Source organism: Bacteroidales bacterium (assembly GCA_031275285.1).
Taxonomy (GTDB): domain Bacteria; phylum Bacteroidota; class Bacteroidia; order Bacteroidales; family UBA4181; genus JAIRLS01.
The window spans coordinates 1-24,643 of sequence record JAISOY010000195.1 but is presented as its reverse complement, the minus strand read 5'-3'; the positions used below and the strand labels follow the sequence as shown (position 1 = coordinate 24,643).

Annotated in this window: 21 protein-coding genes; 17 read left to right on the top strand and 4 right to left on the bottom strand. The window is 36.9% G+C overall.

What is annotated here, in order from left to right; genetic code table 11:
* On the bottom strand, positions 1–280 hold a 280-nt coding region (locus LBQ60_19250), incomplete at its 3' end, for a hypothetical protein (GenBank protein MDR2040066.1).
* A gap of 187 nt (positions 281–467) precedes the next feature.
* Positions 468–1,094: a hypothetical protein gene (locus tag LBQ60_19245; GenBank protein MDR2040065.1), complete on the bottom strand. Its 627-nt coding sequence runs from the start codon at positions 1,092–1,094 to the stop codon at positions 468–470.
* Between the two features lie 418 nt (positions 1,095–1,512).
* On the opposite strand from LBQ60_19245, the gene LBQ60_19240 reads away from it, so the two are divergent.
* From LBQ60_19240 to LBQ60_19175, 14 genes are all read left to right on the top strand, one after another.
* Positions 1,513–2,805 carry a Na+/H+ antiporter NhaC family protein gene (locus LBQ60_19240; protein ID MDR2040064.1) on the top strand — a complete coding sequence of 431 codons (1,293 nt, stop codon included), beginning with the start codon at positions 1,513–1,515 and terminating at the stop codon, positions 2,803–2,805.
* Positions 2,806–2,872: 67 nt separating this feature from the next.
* The gene (locus LBQ60_19235) at positions 2,873–3,325 is read left to right on the top strand and encodes a GNAT family N-acetyltransferase (GenBank protein MDR2040063.1); all 453 of its coding nucleotides are present in this window, start codon (positions 2,873–2,875) and stop codon (positions 3,323–3,325) included.
* 10 nt (positions 3,326–3,335) lie between these two features.
* Entirely contained in the window at positions 3,336–3,944 is a 609-nt protein-coding gene (locus LBQ60_19230) for a non-canonical purine NTP diphosphatase (GenBank protein MDR2040062.1), read from the top strand.
* A gap of 13 nt (positions 3,945–3,957) precedes the next feature.
* Positions 3,958–6,237, top strand: coding sequence for a T9SS type A sorting domain-containing protein (locus tag LBQ60_19225; protein MDR2040061.1), 2,280 nt, complete (start codon positions 3,958–3,960; stop codon positions 6,235–6,237).
* Positions 6,238–6,317: 80 nt separating this feature from the next.
* On the top strand, positions 6,318–7,376 hold the full coding sequence (locus LBQ60_19220; GenBank protein ID MDR2040060.1) for an ABC transporter ATP-binding protein: 1,059 nt from the start codon (positions 6,318–6,320) through the stop codon (positions 7,374–7,376).
* A 193-nt stretch (positions 7,377–7,569) separates the two neighbouring features.
* The gene (locus LBQ60_19215) at positions 7,570–8,547 is read left to right on the top strand and encodes a tetratricopeptide repeat protein (protein ID MDR2040059.1); all 978 of its coding nucleotides are present in this window, start codon (positions 7,570–7,572) and stop codon (positions 8,545–8,547) included.
* 128 nt (positions 8,548–8,675) lie between these two features.
* Positions 8,676–8,990, top strand: coding sequence for a hypothetical protein (locus LBQ60_19210; GenBank protein ID MDR2040058.1), 315 nt, complete (start codon positions 8,676–8,678; stop codon positions 8,988–8,990).
* Positions 8,991–8,999: 9 nt separating this feature from the next.
* A complete protein-coding gene (locus tag LBQ60_19205) occupies positions 9,000–9,305 on the top strand; it encodes a cell division protein ZapA (GenBank protein MDR2040057.1) in 306 nt (101 codons plus the stop codon).
* A 240-nt stretch (positions 9,306–9,545) separates the two neighbouring features.
* Positions 9,546–11,078 carry a ribonuclease Y gene (gene rny / locus LBQ60_19200; GenBank protein MDR2040056.1) on the top strand — a complete coding sequence of 511 codons (1,533 nt, stop codon included), beginning with the start codon at positions 9,546–9,548 and terminating at the stop codon, positions 11,076–11,078.
* A gap of 483 nt (positions 11,079–11,561) precedes the next feature.
* A complete protein-coding gene (locus LBQ60_19195; protein ID MDR2040055.1) occupies positions 11,562–14,828 on the top strand; it encodes a TonB-dependent receptor in 3,267 nt (1,088 codons plus the stop codon).
* A gap of 138 nt (positions 14,829–14,966) precedes the next feature.
* Complete coding sequence (locus LBQ60_19190) at positions 14,967–15,557, top strand: sigma-70 family RNA polymerase sigma factor (protein ID MDR2040054.1); 591 nt, start codon at positions 14,967–14,969, stop codon at positions 15,555–15,557.
* Positions 15,558–15,616: 59 nt separating this feature from the next.
* Positions 15,617–16,792, top strand: coding sequence for a FecR domain-containing protein (locus tag LBQ60_19185; protein ID MDR2040053.1), 1,176 nt, complete (start codon positions 15,617–15,619; stop codon positions 16,790–16,792).
* Between the two features lie 264 nt (positions 16,793–17,056).
* Positions 17,057–18,451: a serine hydrolase gene (locus LBQ60_19180; GenBank protein MDR2040052.1), complete on the top strand. Its 1,395-nt coding sequence runs from the start codon at positions 17,057–17,059 to the stop codon at positions 18,449–18,451.
* A gap of 133 nt (positions 18,452–18,584) precedes the next feature.
* The gene (locus LBQ60_19175; protein MDR2040051.1) at positions 18,585–19,541 is read left to right on the top strand and encodes an alpha/beta hydrolase; all 957 of its coding nucleotides are present in this window, start codon (positions 18,585–18,587) and stop codon (positions 19,539–19,541) included.
* 41 nt (positions 19,542–19,582) lie between these two features.
* Here the strand turns inward: LBQ60_19175 and LBQ60_19170 are convergent, their stop codons facing one another.
* Together LBQ60_19170 and LBQ60_19165 are read right to left on the bottom strand one after the other, a co-directional pair.
* The gene (locus tag LBQ60_19170) at positions 19,583–19,951 is read right to left on the bottom strand and encodes a DUF5856 family protein (protein ID MDR2040050.1); all 369 of its coding nucleotides are present in this window, start codon (positions 19,949–19,951) and stop codon (positions 19,583–19,585) included.
* 159 nt (positions 19,952–20,110) lie between these two features.
* Positions 20,111–21,166: a linear amide C-N hydrolase gene (locus LBQ60_19165; GenBank protein ID MDR2040049.1), complete on the bottom strand. Its 1,056-nt coding sequence runs from the start codon at positions 21,164–21,166 to the stop codon at positions 20,111–20,113.
* A gap of 333 nt (positions 21,167–21,499) precedes the next feature.
* Between LBQ60_19165 and LBQ60_19160 the strand changes: the two genes are divergently transcribed.
* The 3 genes from LBQ60_19160 to LBQ60_19150 form a co-directional block, all read left to right on the top strand.
* Positions 21,500–22,831, top strand: a complete 1,332-nt coding sequence (locus LBQ60_19160) for a Gfo/Idh/MocA family oxidoreductase (GenBank protein MDR2040048.1) — start codon at positions 21,500–21,502, stop codon at positions 22,829–22,831.
* 1 nt (position 22,832) lies between these two features.
* Positions 22,833–23,729, top strand: coding sequence for a sugar phosphate isomerase/epimerase (locus tag LBQ60_19155; protein MDR2040047.1), 897 nt, complete (start codon positions 22,833–22,835; stop codon positions 23,727–23,729).
* Positions 23,730–23,846: 117 nt separating this feature from the next.
* A partial coding sequence (locus LBQ60_19150) for a DUF6057 family protein (protein ID MDR2040046.1) occupies positions 23,847–24,643 on the top strand: 797 nt, incomplete at its 3' end.

Below are 24,643 nucleotides of genomic sequence, written 5' to 3'. Positions count from 1 at the left end.
TCCTTTTTTCTATTTTTTCTATATCATCTTTCGGTTTGAACCATCTGACCAGAAAAAACTCCTTCTTTTTACCGTATTTTTTGTTTGAGACTGATAAATCATAATCCATTTTCCGGAGCATCTCTTCACTTTGTAAAGACCGGTGTTGTTTTAATGCTTCACTATATGTCTTCTCCTCTTCTTTTTTTCTTACTTTTTCTTTTTTCTCCCGTTCAGCATCTGCCTTTTTCTCTTCTTTCGACCGATAGTCTCTTTTTGCTTCCTTATCTATTTTTCTCATACTAGCCGACCGTTTGCTTCCGCTGCAAGAAGGCGCAACCACAATCATACCTAATATAATTGTACATAACAATATATGATGGATCTGGTGAAAATATGTTGATAATCGATGCTTCATGGGTACCCTTCGAGTTGTTTATACGTTTTTTCCGGAGAATTGTTTCATAGGAAAAAACAAAACGACATGGCTAAATACCTTCTTCCAGCTTCTTTTTGGCTACTTTAAATCCTTCAAGCACAGCATTAACATTGGAATACTGCATGACATAGATACTGTTTACCTCTTCTGGATACAACCAAAAATAAGCCCACCAGGTCCTCATCGATTTATCATAATAAATCCCCATTCGGATTCCCGTTCTGGAAAAATAGGAAAATTCAGTCCGAAAACCAATCTCATTATTGGATAATGCTTTTTTAGCATATTCGATAGACTCAATAAAATGATCCACTTCATCAACATCAATCGTATTAACAAACGACAGGTTCTTCGCATAATCAGCTTTGGTAAATAATGAACCTATATTGGCCCTGTTACTCTTCTTATCCCCATTACAAACTACTTTAATCCCTTTTTTCGTCTCTTCTGTCTTAGGATCGGTCACAAAAAAAACCGACATAGAAAATCCTTCAGCCTGTAAAACATCAATTACCTTTTTTTCCCGAAAAGTCTCCGGTGTTTTCGCATAATTGCCTGCCTCGCTCTTATCACTGCTTCCTACGTGGTAATTATTATACAAATAAACCGGCATCGAAACTGTTGTAGAACACCCATATAAGAAAATGGTGAATATGAGAAAAAGTAAGTATTTCATTTCAGATTGATTAGGAAACTAATGAAGCACAAAACTAATCAAAAATCAAGAAACATCACCTAAATAAAACATAAGAAGATCTGACCTGGATTTCAGGAATTCTATAATAAGGATTTATTTTTTATAAAACAATGGTTGAGTTTTATTTATAATCAGATGGTTGAGAAACAGGTCGAAAATTTTGATATCAAACAATTAGAAGTAATGGAAAAGGTATTGTCCGAAAAACAGATCTTTTATCGATGAATTGCCGGGTAGGATATAAAACGAAACGAATTGGGAGAATGCAAATCAATTACTTAAGATATTAGAATGTAGAATTTATTGGATGTAGGACCATATATAATTGATCAAAAGTAAAAATTCCGAATTTTCCCTTCTGCACTAAACTTTATTGGCAGAAGTGTATCTTTGCAGGATGAAATTCCAATTTCCCAAATATGTTTCATTGCTACCATTAGTGGTATTCTTTCTACTCTATGCATTCACTTTGCTGCTAACAGGAGATTTGAGTAACATGCCGGTTTCTGTGGCTTTTCTTATTGCCTCAGTAACAGGGATATTACTTTCGCGGGGAGGAAAAATATCAGGTCGTATCGAAATCTTTTGCAGTGGGGCTGCGAACCAGACGATCATGATGATGGTGGTCATATTTGTACTGGCCGGAGCTTTTGCCGGAACGGCCAATGCTATGGGAGCAGTAGATGCTACTGTAAACATGATGCTTTATATTCTTCCTGAAAACATGATCATGGCAAGCATTTTCATTGCAGCCTGTTTTATTTCCATGTCAATGGGAACGTCGTGTGGAACCATAGCCGCACTGGCACCTATAGCTGTCGGATTATCCGGACAAACAGGAATAGGATTACCTGCGATGGTGGGTATAGTTGTCGGCGGAGCTATGTTTGGTGATAATTTATCATTTATCTCAGATACCACCATTGTGGCGACTCGTACACAAGAGTGCCGTATGCAGGATAAGTTTAAGGTAAATTTCCGGATTGCATTTCCTATGGCTTTGCTGGTATTGCTGATCTATATATTTCAAGGTATGGGAGTAGATGCGCCCATAACCACGGAAAAAATTGAATGGCCGAAAGTAATACCTTACCTCGTGGTGCTGGTCACAGCTTTAGCCGGAGTAAATGTAATGTCAGTATTAACCTTAGGGATTCTCCTTTCCGGAATCATTGGTATCACGACATCAGATCTTACTGCCTGGTCATGGGCTGGAGCCATGAGTAAAAGTATTGTTATGGATATGGGAGAATTGATCATTGTATCATTAATGGCCGGAGGTATGTTCGAAGTAATTCGCTTTAACGGAGGTATTGACTGGCTCATCCGGAAATTATCCGGGAATATCCGGTCGAAACGTCAGGCAGAAGCCAGTGTCGCTGCATTAACGACCATCACTGATTTTTGTACTGCCAACAATACCATTACCCTAATTATCGTGGGACCAATAGCCAGGCAAATAGGTAATCGCTTCGGTATTGATCGTCGCCGGATGGCAAGTTTACTGGATACTTTTTCGTGTTTTGCACAAGGGATCATTCCCTACGGAGCACAATTACTGATTGCCTCCAGTTTATCAGGTATCAATCCCATGGAAATAATCCCTTACCTTTATTATCCTTTTTTGTTAGGGATCGCTGCCATTCTTTCTATTCTATTTCAGTATCCGAAGAAATATACATCCGGATAATAACCTTAAAATTAAAATAATACCTGTGTTTTCTCAGATATTATTTTTGCTTATAAAAATTTAAACAATGCATGAACCAATCATAAGAAAAGCTGTCAAAGAAGATTGTCCACGTCTGATGGAACTGGTACACGAATTGGCTATATATGAAAACGCACCGGATGAAGTGACCGTAACTCTGGCCCATTTTGAGGAAAGTGGATTTGGAGAAAATCCGGTGTGGTGGGCTTTTGTTGCAATACAGGATAACATCATTGTCGGTTTTGCCCTTTATTATATCCGATACAGTACCTGGAAAGGACAAAGGATGTATCTTGAGGATATTATTATTACAAAGGAAATGAGGGGAAAAGGAATAGGAAGTATGTTATTCGATCGTCTGATTGTCGAAGCAAAAGAACGGAAATTGAATGGAATAGTATGGCAGGTATTGGAATGGAACCAACCAGCCATAAAATTTTATAGTAAATATCATGCTACTTTTGATCCTGAATGGATAAATTGTAGTTGTCAAGTATAAATTCTGATCGATGAAAACAAAGGAATATATTATTTTTGCTACTGCCAATAAACATAAATTGGAGGAAGTACAAGCCATGATGCCCGCAGAAATAACATTGAAAAGTTTGGCTGAAGTAGGATGTACGGAAGAAATTCCGGAGACACAGGATACTTTGGAAGGTAACGCTTTACAAAAAGCCCGTTATATATATGATCGTTACAAAATACCTTGCTTCGCAGATGATACAGGCCTCGAAGTGGAAGCATTGGATGGAGCCCCTGGAGTGTATTCAGCCCGGTATGCAGGTATTGAAGGCGATCAGTCTGTAAAGTCCAAAGCTAACATAGCCAAACTCTTACATGAATTATCAGGAAAAAGCAATCGAAAGGCCCGGTTCCGTACAGTCATTGCCTATATTGACGCCCATCATACGGAACAACTGTATGAAGGAATCGTGGATGGTTCAATCATTGAAGAAGAAAACGGTGATGAAGGATTCGGTTATGATCCGGTTTTTCTACCTGACGGATATGACAAGACTTTTGCACAAATGTCACTTCCACAAAAAAACCAAATCAGTCATAGGGCCAGAGCTTTCCGGAAATTCTCGGAAATCTTGTTAAAAGAATATAACTAAGAAGGAAGTTTCCATGAATTTATCCATCAACATATACAGGTATGTAATAAGCTGTTTGACGGCCTTGGTTACATTTTTTACTGCATACGGACAAATACCGGTCGGAGGCTGGCGTGATCATCTTTCATGGAATACGACTAAATCCGTAATTGTTACCGAAAATAAGATATATTCAAGCAATGGAGTAGGTATCTGCATATATGATCCTTCAACTAATGAATTAAATAAACTGACCAAAATAAACGGATTGAATGATGCCGGAATATCTTCTATACAATATGTTCCTTCTGTTAGATACTTAGTTACCGGCTATATTAACGGAAATATAGATATCATAACTGATCAGGATATATACAATATTCCGGATATCAAACATAATGGATTATATACCAATAAGCGGATCAACCACATCTATGCAAAAGATGATCTGGTATATTTATCCTGTTCATTTGGTATTGTCGTGATAGATGTAAAATTACGCAGGATAAAAGATACCTACATCATCGGAGACCATGGTATTCCTGTCGAAGTGAATGCTTTCACGGATTACAACGGATATTTTTATGCAGCCACTAGCCAGGGGATAAAAAAGGCAGATATGGGAAGTCATTTTTTAACAGACTTTTCTACCTGGGAAAAGGTAACCGGAATACCTGGTTCCGGTAGTACTTTCACCCAATTAGTCAACCATAACAATATGTTGCTGATGTGTGACCTTGACAATAACATCATTAAATACAACGGCATATCTTATGAAAGTTTGCACCTTCCTTTTACAGTAGAAAGTATTCATCAGCTAAATGTTTCGGGAAATCAATTGTTGGTCAGTACATCTAAAGCTCTTTTTATATATGATATACAATCATATTTACTACAAAACACAATAACTACTTATAAAGATTCTCCTGTAGATATTCATGGTGCCATGATGGATAATAAGGGAACATATTGGATTGCTGATAATTATATGGGACTGGTTCAATGGCAATCTGCGAACAATATCATTTTTTACGTCATAAACGGACCTTCGTCCAACAATTCAGCAGCTTTTCGATATAAGTCAGATCGGCTGATTTCTGTTTCCGGAGGTATCGGAAAAGATGGCATCCGGTTAAATCGACAGGGAGAAATCCATACTTTTTCCGGGAATCAATGGAACAGTATCAGGTTTGAAGGCCAGCATGATTTCACGGATATTGATATATCGGCAGACAATCCGGGTAAGTATTATGTCTCTTCATGGGGAGAAGGTGTATATGTGTTTGAAGATGGGTTTTTATCGGAGCATTATACACATCAAAACAGTCCATTGCTTGCTGAAAACGCTGCAACTTATTGTGGCGGTATCATGATTGACGAAGAAAACCGGTTGTGGGTGAGTAATGGCCGAAAGACGGGGTTGTATTCCAATAAGCAATGGAAAATATCAGAATGGACAACCAATGGTGTAATGGGTCATTTCACACAGGATAACCAGGGAAAGATATGGACTATCCTTCATAACAATGGCTTGTGGGTATTTGACAAAGCTTCTGTAGAAAAAGATCAAACAGATAGAGTTATTGGATTCGCTCCTTACAATTATGCAGGATCCGCACCTATATACCAAAATCATCAGATTACCGGGACACCTGATGGAATCATGTGGGTAGGAACTGCACAAGGTCCTGTATATTATAATAATTCATCTGCCATATTAGATGGTGGTAATACGGCCGGTTACCATCCGAATCGTACGGGAACGCACGAGCCAAGTCATATGTATGCATTACTAGGATCTGAGAACATATTATCGGTAGCAATAGATGGAGCTCACCGGAAATGGTTCGGCACAGAAAAAGGAGGAGTATTTCTGATTAATGAGGACAACGCAGGTGAAGTCCGGCATTTTACGGTAGATAACAGCCCGTTATTATCCAATAAAGTACATGATATAGCCATCAATGATAAAACAGGAGAAGTTTTTTTTGCTACGGAGTATGGTATTGTTTCATATCGTAGTGATGCCGTATCGAGTGGGGATGACTTCGGGAAAGTGTATGTCTTTCCTAATCCTGTTCATCCCGATTATCATGGGGAAATTACGATCACCGGTTTGATAAAAGATGCAGATGTAAAAATTACAGATATTGCGGGCAATCTGGTGTATCAGACAAAGACCCTGGGTGGACAGGCTGTATGGGATGGGCGTAATCAAAGAGGCAGAAGAGTAGCTTCCGGAGTATACCTTGTTTTTTGTACCAATGAGGATGGCTCGAAAACCCATATTACCAAATTGTTGTTCATACGGTAAAACATAAATCAAAAGACCAGTGCCTTTAAGTAATGCAAATAATTTAATGATGTATTTTATGAAAGCAATTAATTTGATCAATGCAACTTAAGAAAATAATAAATAGCACTGAGTGCTTAAAAGAAAATAATACTTTTTTAAAACTGGAGAACTTATCCGTAGGGTATTCCAAGAAGACAATTCTGGCTGATATAAACCTATCAGCAGACTGGGGTGAACTGATAGCGATCATTGGACGTAATGGCATAGGAAAAAGTACATTGATGCGAACACTGGCACGCCTGCAACCAGAATTGTCCGGGGAAATACTACTAGCCGGAAAACCTCTTAATATTTATACAAGAAATGAGTTAGCGGAAAAAATGAGCATCGTATCCACCGAATCTCCAAGTGTTTCTCATTTAACAGTCAGACAGTTGGTAGCTTTCGGACGATTCCCCTATACCAATTGGATCGGAAAACTTACAGAAAAAGATATATCCGTTATCAATGAATCAATGCAATTAGTGGGAATTTCCCACCTTGCAGATAAAAATATATATGAAATCAGTGATGGTGAAAAACAGCGGGCAATGATTGCCCGAACATTGGCTCAGGATACTGACCTGATTCTACTTGACGAACCGACTGCTTTTTTAGATATGCCCAATAAATATGAAGTAATTCAATTAATGCATCAATTGACAAGGAAAAAGGGAAAAACCATCATTTTTTCCACACATGATTTGAATATTGCGATACACGAAGCAGATAAATTTTGGTTGATGATTAATGATCAGATATTCGAAGGTGCACCTGAAGATTTAATTATAAACAAAAGATTATCAGGATTATTTAAAGGAACCGGAGTCCAATTTGATGATCATAAAGGTGAGTTTAAAATAAAAAAAGAAAATCACTCCCGTATCTATCTGAATGGAGAAGGGAAAAATATTTTCTGGATCCGGAAAGCATTGGAAAGGATTGGTTACCAAGTTGATATTTCCGGAAGTGATTTTCCGGATCCAGATCATGCATATATTTCTTTGGAAAAAAATACCGGTCATTGGATATTAAAGCAAAATGAGCAGGAAATGACATTTGATTCTATCTATGCATTATCGCGTTTTTTGTCGGACCACCACCATCCGGTTCGTTAATTCCACATAAATATTAAATACATCCGTTTCATAACAGCAAATAACTTTATTACAATGGAAATTAATACCTTATACTCTCTCATCACAGCCAGATAGAATTGATTTTAAGATGTTTTTATAATTTTTAACAAAATAGTTTTTGTTAAAAGATAAAAATCATTTAATTTTGTAAATAAGTATTAAATTTTAAAAAATGAAATCTACCACCATGAAATGTCGCAAATTATGGAGTGTTGTAATAGTTCTGTTCGGCTTAACATCAATAAGCATGGCACAGACTCTTCAGGAATCAACTGAAGCCCGTAACAGGGGGGCAGAATTGATGAGTCGCGGAGATTTGGACGGAGCTATCACTGAATTAGAAAAATGTATTGAAATCAGTAAGAAAGTTGGTCCGGAAGCTGACGAAAACAGGGAAGTTGCTGAAATGGCAGTACCAAGTCTCTATCTGCAAAAAGCAGAAAAATTAGTCAAAGCTAAAGATTATGAAGCAGCTCTAAAAGCCTTTGAAACAACCATCGCTGTCGCAGACAAATACAAAAATTCAGATATAAAAGAAAAGGCAGAAAAACCGATTCCGGATGTTTATTATGCACTCGGTGCTACAGCCTTCCAAGGAAAAGATTTTGAACCCGCTATATCCAATTTGAATAATGCAGTTAAGCTTGATCCGGATATGGCTAAAGCATACTATGTATTGGGAGCTGTCTACCAAACCCAAAAAGAAGAAGAAAAAATGGAAGAAAATTATAAATTAGCAATTGAAAAAGCTGAGAGTACTAATGATCGTTCCACCCTTCAAAGGTCTACAAGGGCATTGATCAGCTTTTATAACAATAAAGGTGTGAATGCCGTACAAGGTAAAAAATATGATGAAGCCATTAGTACGTTTACCAAACTTCTTGAAATAGATGATACTTATGCTTCTGCATATTATGCATTAGCAAAAGCCTATAATGAAAAGAAAAGCTGGGATCAGGCCATTTCTGTAATTGAAAAAGGCTTAACTGTTGATAAAGCAGATAAATCTTCTTTAAATTTTGAATTAGGAAATGCATATTTTGGGAAAAAAGACAATGGAAAAGCATGTGAAGCATACAAACAGGTAACTGAAGGTGCTTTCGTTCCCAATGCCAAATATCAGATTGAAACAGTACTGAAATGTAAATAAGTCTCTTGTTTTAATTATACAACAAAGAAGCCAATCTAAATAGATTGGCTTCTTTGTTGTATAATTTTCGAACTAATTGCCTGTCTGGTGATAATTTCTTTTTCAGATATCAAAATAATCAGTTATATTTGTATCAGATTTTTACAAGAGGCATGGCAATTCAAGATGAAATTATTTTCTCATTGGAAGAAAATATTACCCGCATTCTTCTTGTTGCAGAGGAACTCAAAGTGAACAACTTACAGTTAAAGCAACAAGTGGAAGAATTGTCGGAAGCTGTTCGAGTAAAAAACCAGGAGATAGAGGCCTTAGAAGTAAAGTACCAAAGTCTCAAGCTCACAAAAACATTGATCGCTTCTACGGAAGATATCAAAAATGTGAAGCTCCAGGTAAATCGCATGGTGCGGGAAATTGATAAATGTATCGCACTTTTGAATAGATAAAATCAGACAATGAGTTGGAGTCAGACTATAAATGTCAAGATTGCGGAACGTTTTTATCCTCTGAAAATTGATAAAGAAGAGGAAGAAGAACAGATCCGTAAAGCAGCCCAACTGATTAATGATAGGTTGTTGCGGTATCAAAAAAAGCAATTTGGTGATAAAGATGTGCAGGATTTTTTAGCTATTGTTGCTTTACAATTTGCGGTGAGGCTTATCCAACTGGAAAAAAATCCGGAACTGGATGAACAGTCAGATAAATTGAAACAATTGAGCGAACAACTAGAGCGGTTGTTGGGACGATGTACTGATGAATAAGTTCTTTTATATAAAGGTTTGCCCGCACGGTTCTTTCATTCCTTTTGAAACTCAACATTTAAATTATTAGAGTTGGACTTGAGTTACTGAAAACAGGCCTAGTACCGGTTTCGGCCGGGATCCCGTTTAACGGGACGTTGGAAGTTTGAGGTAATTGGCCGCTCTACCCATGTTTTTTTGGGGTTTTATAAAGTCTGGGGAATCGTTGCGGGTTTTGTTTTTTTAACACATTAAAAGCATATGAATGAATTAGTTATTGGAATTATTGCTTTTATCGCGGGAGTGCTTATCGCTTACCTCATATATGTGTTCGTTCTTAAATCAAAACGGGAACGTGCTAAAAAAGAGGTAATGGCAGAAGCAGAAGTGATAAAAAAGAACAAAATGCTTGAAGCCAAAGAACATTTTCTGCATTTGAAAACAGAACATGAACGTATGGTTAATGAGCGGAATTCGAAAATATCGCAAGCTGAAAATCGGATCAGGCAAAAGGAAAGCTCTTTGTCACAACGTATTGAGGAGAGTCAGCGTCAAAGAAAGGAAGTGGATACTTTACGCGAAAACCTGAATAATCAGATCGAGATTGCTGAACGTAAACAGGAAGATCTGGAAAAAGTTCACAAACAGCAGGTGGAACAACTGGAAGCAATTTCCGGATTGTCTGCCGATGATGCTAAAGGACAACTGATAGAATCATTAAAATCCGAAGCTCGTTCGGAAGCAATGTCATACGTCAATGAAATTATGGACGAAGCGAAAATGACAGCTTCAAAAGAAGCAAAACGGATTGTCCTTCAAACTATACAACGGGTAGCTACCGAAGCTGCAGTCGAGAATTCGGTGACTGTATTCCATATAGAAAACGATGAAATGAAAGGTCGTATTATCGGTCGTGAAGGTCGTAATATCCGCGCCCTTGAAGCTGCTACCGGTGTCGAAATCATAGTTGATGATACTCCGGAAGCCATTATTTTGTCTGCTTTCGATCCGGTTCGTCGTGAAGTGGCCCGTTTAGCACTACACCAACTGGTAACGGACGGACGCATTCATCCGGCACGTATCGAAGAGGTCGTCAATAAGATACAAAAACAAGTGGAAGAAGAAGTAGCCGAAGTTGGAAAACGTACTGCTATTGATATGGGAATACAGGGCCTGCACCCTGAATTGATCCGTTTAATAGGTAAAATGAAATATCGTTCTTCTTACGGACAGAATTTATTACAGCACTCACGTGAAGTAGCTAATCTTTCCGCCATCATGGCTTCCGAATTAGGATTGAATCCGAAGTTGGCCAAACGTGCCGGATTATTACATGATATTGGTAAAGTCCCGGATGACGAACCTGAATTACCACATGCCATCCTGGGAATGAAATTAGCCGAACGATACAAGGAAAAACCCGATGTATGCAATGCCATTGGTGCTCATCATGATGAGGTAGAAATGACAACTTTGATTGCACCCATTGTCCAGGTATGTGACGCTATCTCCGGTGCACGTCCAGGCGCACGCCGCGAAGTGGTCGAAGCATACATTAAACGCCTGAAAGAATTGGAATCCCTGGCATTGGCTTATCCGGGAGTTACAAAGACATTTGCCATTCAGGCAGGTCGTGAATTACGTGTTATCGTTGGTAGCGAAAAAGTTTCAGATGTAGAAGCGGAAAGTTTATCATACGATATTGCCAAAAAAATTCAGGATGAGATGACCTATCCCGGTCAGGTGAAAATTACCGTTATCCGGGAAACAAGGGCCATCAGTTACGCTAAATAACCCTTGCATATTTTAAGCTATTTTACAGAGGTCGTCTATTATAATGGACGACCTCTGCTGCTTTTGAATGATACTGACTAATATAAATGAACTAAGAGTGTTTCAAGTAATATTGAAGATATTGAAAATATCGAATTTATAATTACACGATTATTATTCACCATTATAGATCACGTTAATAATAAATCAAATGTAGCATCTTCATAAAGCCCCTTATAACTATCCTTCTTTTTTTAAAGGAAGAGGTGAAGTTCGTTTTGTTTATCTAAAAATCAGAAAACAAAATCATATATAAAGTAAAATTTACTATTTATATTTATATGATTAAGTTTATTTTACGAATAACAGATGTATATTTGCCAATGCAAAATTATAAAACTGTTTCATTTGTTGAATTATTTAAAATATATATCTGTTGTAATTTTAATAATTTCATCTTTTTCTGAAATACAGGCTCAGGATTTTCAGAATATCTCATTGGACATGGAAGACCAACCATTGAGAAAAGTGATGGCTGAAATAGAAAAAAAAAGCAAATATGTATTCTTTTATTATGACAATCATGTCGATGTAAATAGAAAAGTAAATATACATGTCACGGATCAAAGTATCAGTACTGTTTTAGATTCACTATTTGTAAATACTGAAAATAATTACGTCATATCAAATCGGCAAATATTTATAACGAAAAAGGAAATACCTATAAACCAGAGCTTTTTAATTGAAGGAATTATTCTTGACGAAAATGAGGTTACCCTCTCAGGTGCGGTAATTTATATAAAAGACAAACGTAATTCCGGTGTGATCACTGATTACGACGGCAAATTCCGGATCAATGTCTCAAAAGGAGATATACTGGTTGCTTCATTTGTTGGATTTGAAAATGCAGAATTTATCATTACAGGTAAAGACAAAAAAATACAGATTCAACTTGCAGAGAATGTCCAGGAATTAAATGAAGTGATTGTTGTGGGATTCGGTCATCAGAGAAAAATCAGTTCTTTAGCTGCTGTATCTACTGTGGATGTAAAGGAACTGCAAACACCTACCACATCCATCTCAAACCTCTTAGGTGGAAAAGTTCCGGGAATTATATCATTGCTAACAAGCGGTGAACCCGGACAAAATATCTCAGAATTCTGGATACGTGGGATTGGTACATTCGGTGCAAGTTCAGGAGCACTGGTCTTAATTGACGGATTGGAAGGTGATATCAATTCTATTGATCCTGCTGATATTGAGCATTTCTCTGTGTTAAAGGATGCTTCTGCCACAGCTGTTTATGGTGTCAGAGGAGCAAACGGCGTCATTTTGATATCAACAAAAAAGGGATTTACCGGAAAAGCCCAGTTTACGGCCAGATCAAATGTTACTTTATCGCATCTTTCCAAAATGCCCGAATATCTTGGTGGATATGATTATGCAAAAATGGTGAACGAAGCGTTATCTGTACGGAACGGAAGACCTTTATACAATAATATCGAATTATCCCTGATTAAAGATCATCTGGACCAGGATTTATATCCGAATATAAACTGGCAAAAAGAAATCATCAATAAAAACTCCTTTTCACATAGCCATTATTTAAGCGTAAGAGGTGGAAATGAGGTAGCCAGGTATTTCTGGAGTATGGGTTTGAATCAACAGTCTGCAGCCTATAAATACGATAAAAAAAGTATATACAGTTCAAATGTCGGATACAATACTTATCGATACCGGGGAAACCTTGATTTGTCTCTGACCAAAACGACCAATATTTATTTTGGTACCGACGGCTTTTTGTCTTTACGAAATGAACCGGGAATAGCCAATACAGATTATATCTGGCATGCACAATCACAGATAAATCCATTACTCCTACCTATAGTATATTCCAACGGGCAACTTCCGGCCGCAGGGGAAGATGACCTGCTATCCCCATATGTAATGATCAATCATACGGGAAAGACATCCCGCCAGATATATAAGGGAAAAGCAACCTTAGCGATCAATCAGGATTTTTCATATCTCATTGACGGCTTAAAAATGAAAATACAGGGCGCTTATGATTTAAACAGTTATTTCACTGAAAGACGGTTCATTCAACCGGCTTTATATATAGCCCAAGGCCGTACACATGAAGGGGTACTTATCACCAAACAGACTGTTGATGAAAGGCCTGCTGACTATTCCAAGGCTACGGAACAATACAGGCGATACCATTTGGAAAGTAACCTCAGTTATGAGAAAATAATCCTTCAAAAGCACCGTATGACAGGATTGATCTATTATTATATCAGTGATCAAAAAAGTACAGATCAGGCTGTAAGCAGCGTTGATGCAATACCGATACGATACCAGGGTGTTTCAGGAAGAATTACATATGGGTATAAAGATACCTATATGGTTGATGTGAACTTTGGATATACCGGATCGGAAAATTTTAAACCCGGCAGACAATATGGTTTTTTCCCTTCAATTGCTGCTGGATGGGTACCGACAAATTACGATATCATTAAAAAGCGACTTCCCTGGTTAAACTTTTTTAAGATAAGAGCTTCTTGCGGCTTAGTTGGAAATGACAGGATAACTTCTGTAAAATTCCCCTATCAAACCAAAGTAGGTATAGGTACCGGGGATATATGGGGCAGTGCGACCGACACAGAAATAGTGATTGAGTCAGTAATGGGGGCCGACAATCTGGAATGGGAAAAAGCAATAAAAACCGATATTGGTTTTGAAGGTCGCTTGTTTAAGGAACAATTCTCATTTGTCATAGACCTTTTTAATGACCAACGGAATGGTATCTTCCAGCAAAGAGTTCAGATTCCCGACTATGTAGGAGTGGTCACACTTCCTTATGCGAATGTTGGTAAAATGAGAAGTTATGGTGCAGATGGAAATGCTGCTTTTGTAAAAAAGATCACAAAAAATATATCTTTTGCGATCCGGGGTAACTTCACTTATTCCAGAAATATAGTTCAAAACTGGGAACAAGCCTATCAAAAATATCCTTACCTGGAATATTCGGGTTATCCAGTTTATTCCGCCCGGGGTTACCAGACGTTAGGTTTGTTCAAAGATGAAGACGATATCAAATATAGTCCGGCACAGGACTTTGGTACGGTTTTGCCAGGCGATATCAAATATAAGGACGTAAATGGAGACGGTAAAATAAATGAGGAAGACAAGGTTCCTCTGTCATACAACACTTTTCCCAGGTTAATGTATGGAATAGGAGGAGAATTCAGGTATAAAAATATAACATTGGGAATCATGTTCAAGGGAACCGGGAAGACTGATTTTTATTATGTCGGATACGGTCAGGGAGATGCCACAAATGGGATGGGATATATTCCTTTTTATGAAGGGCAATATGGTAATGTTTTATCTATTGCAGGTGATCCTAAAAACAGATGGATACCTTTGAAATATGCTATGGAAAATGGTATAGACCCTGCTTTGGCAGAAAATCCTGATGCACGGTTTCCACGTTTACAATATGGGTATAATAACAATAATGCACAGTTATCTGATTTCTGGAAAGGTGATGCACGTTACTTCAGGTTACAGGAAATAACCCTTAATTACAACCTAAACCATTCCACATTGAACAAAATAGGGATAAAATCTATCGACCTTCAATTTGTCGCTAATAATGTATATGTGTGGGATAAAGTCGATTTGTGGGACCCTGAACAGGCACAATATAACGGACGAAAATACCCTATACCTTCCACATATACACTTCAGATATATCTTAATTTTTAAGAAGAAACGCCGATTATTGATAAATATCTTTAATTTTACCCTGTTTTTATTATTCACATGAAATGTACGTGAATATAGCGAAATATCAGGAGAATAAATTGAACATTTCATCTGGCCATTAAAAACAATTCTATATAGATGGAAAAAAAAGGGAATATTGAACCCTCTGAAACATTAATGTGGGATGCTTTTATCAGAAGGAATGATAAAAAAGCCTATGAATATATTTATAACAGATATGTTCAGTCTCTTTTTATTTACGGATTAAGATATACCTCCAATAAAGAGGTTATTAAGGATTGTATCCAGGATGTTTTCATAAAAATACACGACAACAGGCATAAGTTAAAAATCACTGATCATATCAGGTTTTATTTGTTTGTATCCTTAAAAAATTCTTTATTGAATCACTTCAGGGATGAGAAAGTACAACTCGAGATAGGCAATTACGAATCTCTGATACATGAGTCATCAACGGAAGAAATTTATATTGAAGGCGAGATCATTGAATTGCGAAAAGCAAAAGCAGATATCATATTAGCATCATTGTCTGACAGACAAAGGGAGGCCATGTATTATAAGTTCATAGAAAATAAAGAACATAAAGAAATTGCCCAAATCATGGATATGAATAGTCAGTCGGTATCAAATATTTTGCAGCGTTCCATTCAAAAAATTAAAAAAATATATGGTAAGGAGCGATCTCATGGTTCATCTCAAAAAAAATAATACACCATTGAGTATATTTTGATTACATAAGTGTTTTAAATAAACAATGCGCATAGTATATGTCTGGAAAAGAAAATATTGACCAGTTTTCAACATTCAGTTTTGATGATTTTATTCAAAATGAATATTTTATAGCATCAATTCTTCACCCTAATGAAGATTCTCAAATTTTCTGGAATTCTTTTGAATCTAAAAGTTATCCCAATTTTGAAGATTATTTATTAGCAAAGGAGTTTATATTAAGCCTAAATAATTCACAAAAAATTCCAGAAAGAAATGAGGTTACTGATTTATGGAATAATATCTCAAAAAACACATTTTCAACAAAAAAAACTATTTATCATTATATAGCCATAGCTGTAAGTATGGCTGCATGTGTGATTCTTTTCTTCTTATTCTGGAATCCAACAGACCCGCTACCTCAGGATGATATTCTTTCTTTTGCCAAGAATATTACAGAAAAAGATGAGAAGCCGAATGATATCAGGTTGGTTTTATCTGATGAAAAAACAGTCATCCTTGAAGAAAATGTAGCAGAAATAAATTATAATCCGGACGGTATCACTATTAGCGATCAAAAAATCAGTGAAGCCAACCTTTCTTCCTATAATCAGTTGATTGTGCCTAATGGCAAGAGATCTGTATTAACTTTATCCGACAGTTCAAAGATATGGGTCAATGCCGGTACACGTTTGATTTACCCATCCGTTTTTCAAAACGACAGAAGAGAAATATATGTAGAAGGAGAAGTTCTTTTGGATGTTGCCCGGGATATACACCGGCCATTCGTTGTCAGAACTTCCAAACTGGACATTAAGGTGTTGGGTACGGAATTTAATGTTTCAACACATGGAAATGAAGAAATTACAGTTGTGATTGTTTCCGGAGCTGTGAATGTTTCCTCTTCCAACCGTGATCATTTTTTGAAAGCCAATGATGTGTATGCATACAAGAACGGAACCGAGAGCATAAATCATGAAGATGATATTTACAAACATATATCCTGGAGGGAAGGATTGTACATTTTTGACAGTGAAAGACTGGATGTTATAACGACACGCCTATCCCGTTACTATGGCATACCCATACAATGTCATGAAACAGTTGCAAGTATGAAATGCTCCGGAAAACTTGATCTAAAAGAAAAAGTGGAATCTCTGCTGCAAGGACTTGCTTTAACGGTACCCATTAAGTATTCCTTTAAAGAAGATATGATACTTATTGATGTCAAATAAATTCAAATTAACACTGTACTTACGAAGCATATAGCAAATATCTACGAAAAAATTGAATACAGTACCATACACAGATAATCAACTAACAAGAAAGTCCGGATAACTACAATCATGAAAATAGCACTTATTAGACGTAAATCACTATGTATGAAAACAATAAAAATTGTCTGAATGAAATGAAATATCTTAAAAGTATCATATTGTTTTTCCATAGAAGTTTGTATTTTTATGCTTTAATGTAAGTTATTTACCTGTTTATAGCATATGAAAAAAATAATATGTTTATTATTATTCTTTTTAACGGCCAATTTTGCATTTGCCCAATCCGAAAATTACCAGAAAGCAATAGAAGCCTTTGAAAAAAATTATAATTCCGGAAATTTTGAAGTGATATTCAATTCCTTTTCACCGGAAATGCAACAATCGTTACCACTTCAACAAACAAACGAATTCTTACAGAATTTGAAAAACCAGGCAGGTAACATTAAAAACAAGGAATTTGTAGACTTTCAACAAGGCACATTTGCCCATTACAAAACCTCATTTCAAAATGCCCTGTTTTCAGTTCTTATTTCTATAGACAATCAAAATAAAATCAATGGTTTATTCATCAAAGCTTATGAAAAAGGAACAAGACAGACGATCAACGCTTTAACGGCTTTTCCAAAAGATATCTCTGAAATAATTTATAAACAAAGCGAAATTTTCCCCAATCATACACAAATATCTATTGCTGTCCTTGACCATCATGATATAAAATTCTATGGCATCATAAAAGAAAATGACAGCTTGAAGCATACCAACAACAAAGATAAAGTTTTTGAAATAGGCTCTATCACAAAGGTCTTGACATCAACAGTTCTGGCATCTCTGGTTGTTGAAGGAAAAATAAGTTTGGATGAAAACATTCATCGCTTTTATAGCATTCCATTTAAAGATAATGTGCAAATAACATTCAAAAGCCTGGCCAATCATACCTCCGGGCTTCCAAGATTACCTTCAAATTTAGATTTATCAGACCAATCCAATCCTTATAAAGCTTATGGTGCAAAAGAATTGGAAGAATATTTAAAAAATGATATCCTGTTAGAAAATCCAATTAATGAGAAGTATTCTTATTCAAACTTAGGAGTGGGTTTATTGGGTTATACTTTAGGCTTATCGCAAAATACAACTTTCCAAAATTTATTACAAAATAGGGTATTAGAAAAATATGGAATGCCTAATACTTATTTTACCAGCCATCACTTAAATGATCGGCTTGTACAAGGCCTGAATGAAGAAGGAAAGGTTGTTCCAAACTGGGACTTTGATGTATTATTCGGGGCAGGAGGCATCTTATCTACAGTAAATGATTTATCTAAATTTGCTCTTGCAGCATTTGACGATGCCAACAAAGAATTAACGCTGACAAAAATCCCCACCTTCAATGTTAACGAAAATATGAAAATCGGGTTAGGCTGGCATATCCTGAAAACCGGATATAGTGAAGAAATATACTGGCATAATGGAGGAACAGGGGGTTATTCATCATCAATATCCCTGGATATCAAGAATAAAAAAGGAATAATCATTCTCTCCAACATTTCAGCGTTCAATCCAAACTCGGGAAAGATCCAGGAACTCGGTTTTGAACTGTTGGAAATGATTGAAAAGTAGTAGCATAATTTGATGGCCGCAAAAATATTGCCATCCAATTACTTTTCGTATATTTACTAAGATAATAAACCGGGATTTTCCGAAGCCAATATTTTATAATACTTTATACAACAGTAACCAACAACTTCATAAAATGTTATCCGATATTCAATATAAAGAAGATATTTTAAAGGACGGTTTTGAGCAACATACGATACAATTAAAGGATGATTATGAAAAACATGTGATCAGTACGCTTGTCCGTCGTTTGTCAGCTATTACATCCGAAAAGGCTGTATTATATATCCATGGATTCAATGATTATTTTTTTCAAAAAGAAATGGCTCATCAATTCAATGATCATCATTTTAACTTTTATGCACTTGACCTGAGGAGGTATGGCCGCTCATATCTCCCCCATCAGAAATTTAATGATATCAGAAATATAAAAGACTACTTCGAGGAAATCACCAAAGCTTTGCAAATCATCCATGAAGAAGGAAACAAGCAGGTGATCTTATTCGGACATTCTACAGGTGGACTGATTATCTCGGTCTATGCAAAAGATCATTCCGAAGCGAAACTTTTTGATGGAGTGATCCTGAACAGTCCTTTTTTCGAATTCAATAAAAGTTGGATAGTCAAAAAACTGATCCCACTGGTTGCTTCTATTGGCAAGCATTTTCCCAAAGTAAAGATTTCAGGTGGATTTACCGAAGAATATGGAAAATACTTGAATAAAGCCTATCAGGGAGAATGGAATTATGATCTGAAATGGAAACCGAATATTGCTCCAAAGATCAACCTGGGATGGATCAGGGCTATTTATCAGGCGCAAGAGGAACTGAAAAGGCCGTTTCATATCCAACAACCGGTGTTGGTAATGCATTCTGAGAAATCAGTAACAAATATGAAGGATAAAGAACAACTACAAACAAGAGATGCCATACTTAATGTAAAAGATATAAAACAAATATCCGGTAACATAAAAGGAGATGTGGAAGTTACCCCCATCAGGGGTGGATTACATGACCTTATCCTGTCTCAAAAGGAAGTAAGGGATCATGTTTATGATGTAATGTTCAAATGGATAGACACACATATAAAATAACAAAAAAAACCGGAATCAACATTCCGGCTTTTTTGTTAACATTATTGTAATCTTTTCAACCGATACAGTAATTGCTGTATGGCTTCCTGATAATCATCTATAATGGCCTGAGTAAAAGCTTCAGGATATAAATCCCGTTGTTCGCCAACATAAATAAAAAAGTCTGTAGCGTGTTTTACAATATCTCCCGGCACCTTTGTTTCCGGAATAACAATAGGTAAATCCCCATACATGGCATAGGAGGTTTCAACTATGCGGTCCAACACATCTGACAAATCATCAATAGCCTGATCTAAAGCAATATGTTGTGCGTAACTTCCTTTTCCCGTTATATGCCAATGATAAAGTTTCAAACTATTATTGAATGAAAACATTTTCCCTAGTGATTCTGCAATTTTTGTTGTGTTCATGATCTTATATATTAAATAATTATTATACAATAGGTTTCTGGATATTAATATATACTATTAATAAAATCAGTGCAAATGATCCGACCATGTTACGAAGGATACCTGCTAAAACTGCAATTTAGCAAAAAAATGCCATATATGCAAATAGATAATACCTCTTTATTCTACACCAAGAAATTGAAATGGCTTGGATTTGACAAAATTATCTACAGTATTGCCTGCATAAGTTTTACCTGATACAAGATCTAATTTCCTGACAGATGATTTTTCAGAAAAATCGACATCATGCAGGTTTACCCAAAATACATTCGGATAAAGAGCTGATTCAAAGTAGTAAACTTTATTTTTTTGATCGGAAACAGTCCTCCAACGGGTTGAAGAAATATTCGGTTCATTGGGAGTACTGATCCCAAACGGAACTGATGTATTGCGTATCACACTGAAAACACTTGCGATGGCTGTACGGGTGTCTTCCACTTTAGGTATAGCATTTATATAGAATGAAGCCCTTACAAAACGGTCAGCAGCACGGTTTGTCCCCGGAAGAAAAGTTACCCCTCCAATATTACGCCAGTAATTATCAAGCGCCAACTGTTGTTCAAATACAGGTGAATTGGTCATTACCTGATAAGAACGGCTATGATGGATATTCAGTTTTCCATTGATGTATTCGAAAATGGCATTATCACCTGTAGCATCTGATATTGAGAGGTGAAGTGTCGCCATACGCGAACCATCCGGCATCATATCAGATACCACATCAAATTTACCCTTCTCCATATCAACTACTGCTTCAGCAACAGTGGAAAAGTTATCCAACATATATTGAACCCAGACTGCGATCGATAAACCTGGCTTTTTATTATCCCATTGGGGATATTCTGATTCCGCTAACCAAAGAAGATTAGCCACTAATCCTTTCTCATTCATTCCATCTGTACTGCTTATTTCATAGGCAGAAGTGACAACACTACCGTATTTGGAAACCCAACGGAACGGATTTTTGCCTACTTCCCCACTCCTTTCCATTCCACGTGGAAATATCCATATATTACTCTTACAGTCTTCTTTCCAGTCCATCGAACGGGCTGTAATAATCAAGTCATTAGGTCCCTGATAGACAACTCGTGTACAAGCATTCAACCTGTCGGGATGAGATGCAATAAACAGAACAATAAGTGCTGTGATAAAAAAAACATTCACTGGTTTAATCATGATTATTTCTGTGTTTTATGATAATTAATTCGTTTTTCGGAACTTCAAAAACCTGAATAAAAAATAACTAATATGCAATATTATGAAAAAAACGGATAAATACAAATGAGATATCATATTCCATGAAAAATATTCATTCATCGCATATAATTTACATAACCTGATTTTTCGATTCAAACTTTTAATCGATCATATTCCTGAAATCTTCTTCCTGTTAATTTATCGGTTCAATTTTTTTATTCTAATTTATGATAAAATATTTGGCTGTAAAGAAAGAAAAAACTAGATTTGTTTATTATCATTTAATTATTAATCTTAATATACTTTGTAATAATGAATAGGGAAAAAGCAGCATTGAGCAGGCGTCGTTTCTTGGGTTATTCAGCATTAGGACTGGCCGGTTTAACCATACTGCCGACTTGGGTTACAGCACAGGGAATGAAAATTGCACCCAGTGACAGAGTCGTACTTGGTTTTATAGGGCTCGGCCAACAGGGAATCTCTGACTTTAATAGTTTTTCAAAATGCCCCGGAGTACAGGTCGTTGCGGGTTGCGATGTTGATACCATCAAGCAGGAACGCTTCAAAAGAAGGGTCGAAGCATGGCAAAAAAATCAGAATATTGCACCAAGATGTGATAAATATGAATTTTATGAAGACCTTTTGGACAGGAAAGACATTGATGCTGTGTCTATAGCTTCTCCTGACCATTGGCATGCATTAATGACCATTGATGCATGCCGTGCTGGAAAAGACGTTTTCGTACAAAAACCTTTGGCCTTTACGGTTCTGGAAGGATTGAAAATGGTAAAAGCCGTCCGGGAAAACAACCGGGTATTACAGGTAGGCAGCCAACAACGATCCGGCAAGGAATTCCAGCAAGCTATCTCCGTGGTTCGTAGCGGAGGGATCGGACATATCGAAACCATCTATGCAAAGGTAGGAGATCCTCCCAAGACATATAATCTACCGGAACAACCAATACCGGGTAACCTGAATTGGAACCAATGGTTGGGGCCATTGAATGATTCAAACATTCATTATAACTCGGATTTATGTCCTCCGGTGTCTTTAGAGCCGGAACAAAATGAAAAATTATGGGGCGCCTGGCGTTGGTACAGGGAAACCGGTAACGGCTTTACAGCTGACTGGGGAGCCCATATGTTTGATATATCACAGGCTGCAATTGGTATGGATGGTTCAGGTCCGTGTGAATATATACCTAAAGGCTATAACGGGACGAAATATCTCACTATGAAATACCAGAATGGGATCGTGATGACTGAACAGGATTTCCGTAAGGAAGGTGGTCAGGGAATTTGTTTCAATGGCACCAAAGGCTGGTTAAGGGTAGCTCGCGGATATATCGAATGCTCTAATCCGAAATTATTGAAAAAAGAAGAACAGAAAGTCGAACAAGGACAATATGAAGTAAGTTCTCCGCATATGCAGAATTTTATAGACGCAGTTCGTTCCAGGAAAAACCCGATTGCTCCGGTAGAAGTAGGCTGCAGTACCAATACCCTGTGCTGCATCGCCAATATTGCTGTGGAATTGCAACGTCCGGTTAAGTGGGATCCGGCAACCCTCAGTTTCGGAGATGATAAGGAAGCGGCCAATCACAGGCTTTACAATTATCAATACCGGAATCCTTACAAATTATAAAATGAATACATTGATCAAGTCAATAATGATCCTGTCCATCGTTTTCACCACTCAGGTGTCTTTGATGGCTTCAGGGAAACCTAATTCAAAGTTCGGAGGGGTTCAGATCGGTGCAATTACTTATAGTTACAGAAGTATGCCCGACCAATCTTTACAGGCTGTCCTGGATTATGCCATTCAATCCGGATTAAGTTCCGTAGAACTGATGGGTGGACCGGTAGAGCAATATGCCGGTATGCCTAAAACAAAAGATGCCAATGAAATCCGTAACTGGCGTTTATCCGTTTCCATGGACAAATTCAAGGAGATCAAAAAAATGTTCAAGCAAAAAGGTGTAAAAATAGATATACTGAAGCTTGGTGCCCCTAATTGGTCTGATGAAGAGATAGATTACGCATTTAAAGTGTGCAAAACACTTGGTGCAAGAGGTATTACAACAGAGATCTCGGAATCAGCGGCAAAGCGGCTGGCTCCTTTCGCAGAGAAACATAAGTTGTATGTGATCATGCATAATCATGGTCAGCCGGGTAATCCTGATTTCAGTTTTGATCGTGTACTTGACTGTGGAAAGAAGGTAATGCTGAACCTGGATGTAGGTCATTATTACGGAGCTACCGGTAATCATCCCAATGATTTGATAGAGAGGCTTCATGACCGTATTGCAAGTATTCACCTAAAGGATAAAACGGGGCCAAAAGCTTCTGATCCGGATAAAAACAAAGAATTCGGAAAAGGAGATACGCCTGTTGTCGAAATACTTCAGTTAATTCAGAAGAAAAAATGGCCGATTACTTTTGACATAGAACTCGAATATAACATTCCTCCGGGTTCCGATGCCGTAAAAGAAGTGGCTAAATGTGTCGATTATTGTAAAAAAGCGCTTACCGCTCAAAAATGATAAAAAAAGCAGGTCAAAAGACCTGCTTTTTTTCACAATGATAAATTATTATTATTTTTTATCTATTTTTGTGTATCAAGTGATGTCTTAAAACAACCATAACATTAAATATAGTTTTTGAGAAAGCTGTTATCTCATAAGGTTTCCATCGCATTGTATCTGTTATTATCAGTCTTTGTCGTTTGTTGGTATTCGTTGTTGAATCCTTATCTGACACTGGTGTATTATGAACAATCACAGATGTTTCAATACACCTGGACATATTTCTTGCAACATATATCACACCCTGGAGGATGGATCAACTATTGTGGTTTATTTCTCACGCAGTTTTTTTATTACCCGCTGATCGGAATATTCATCTACGTTTCCATTTTTCTCTTGTTGGGATGGATATTTCAATACATCATAGAACGGGTTTTCCTTCTGCAACCATTCCGGTTCCTGACGTTTATTCCGGCTCTATGTATACTGCCTGTAAGTGTGGATGTACAATTTAACATTGCTTATATACTGGCTGTTATCATAGCTCTTGTCGGATTTTTACTGTTAATGCAAATAGTCAAACAAAGATATTATTATTTGACCATTCCGGCTTTAGTTGTTGTGTTATACCTGTTTATTGGAGGGAATGTAATCATGAGCATACTATTATTCATTTCCTATTCCTTTTTGTTCAAGCAACAACCATATGTACGGAATGCATTGATCATTATCGTTTCATGGATGATTGTTTTGGTTGTAGCGTGGAATTTTTATCTGGCTCCAGGTAAAGAGATCTTTTTCTCTTACACACCCTTTAATTATCCGGTTACCCATCATCGTATGTTTTATCTGTTCTTATGGTTTTCTGTAATACTGATCCCATTGATAGGTTTCCTGTTAAGGAATCTGAAAATGAACCCAAGATGGGCATT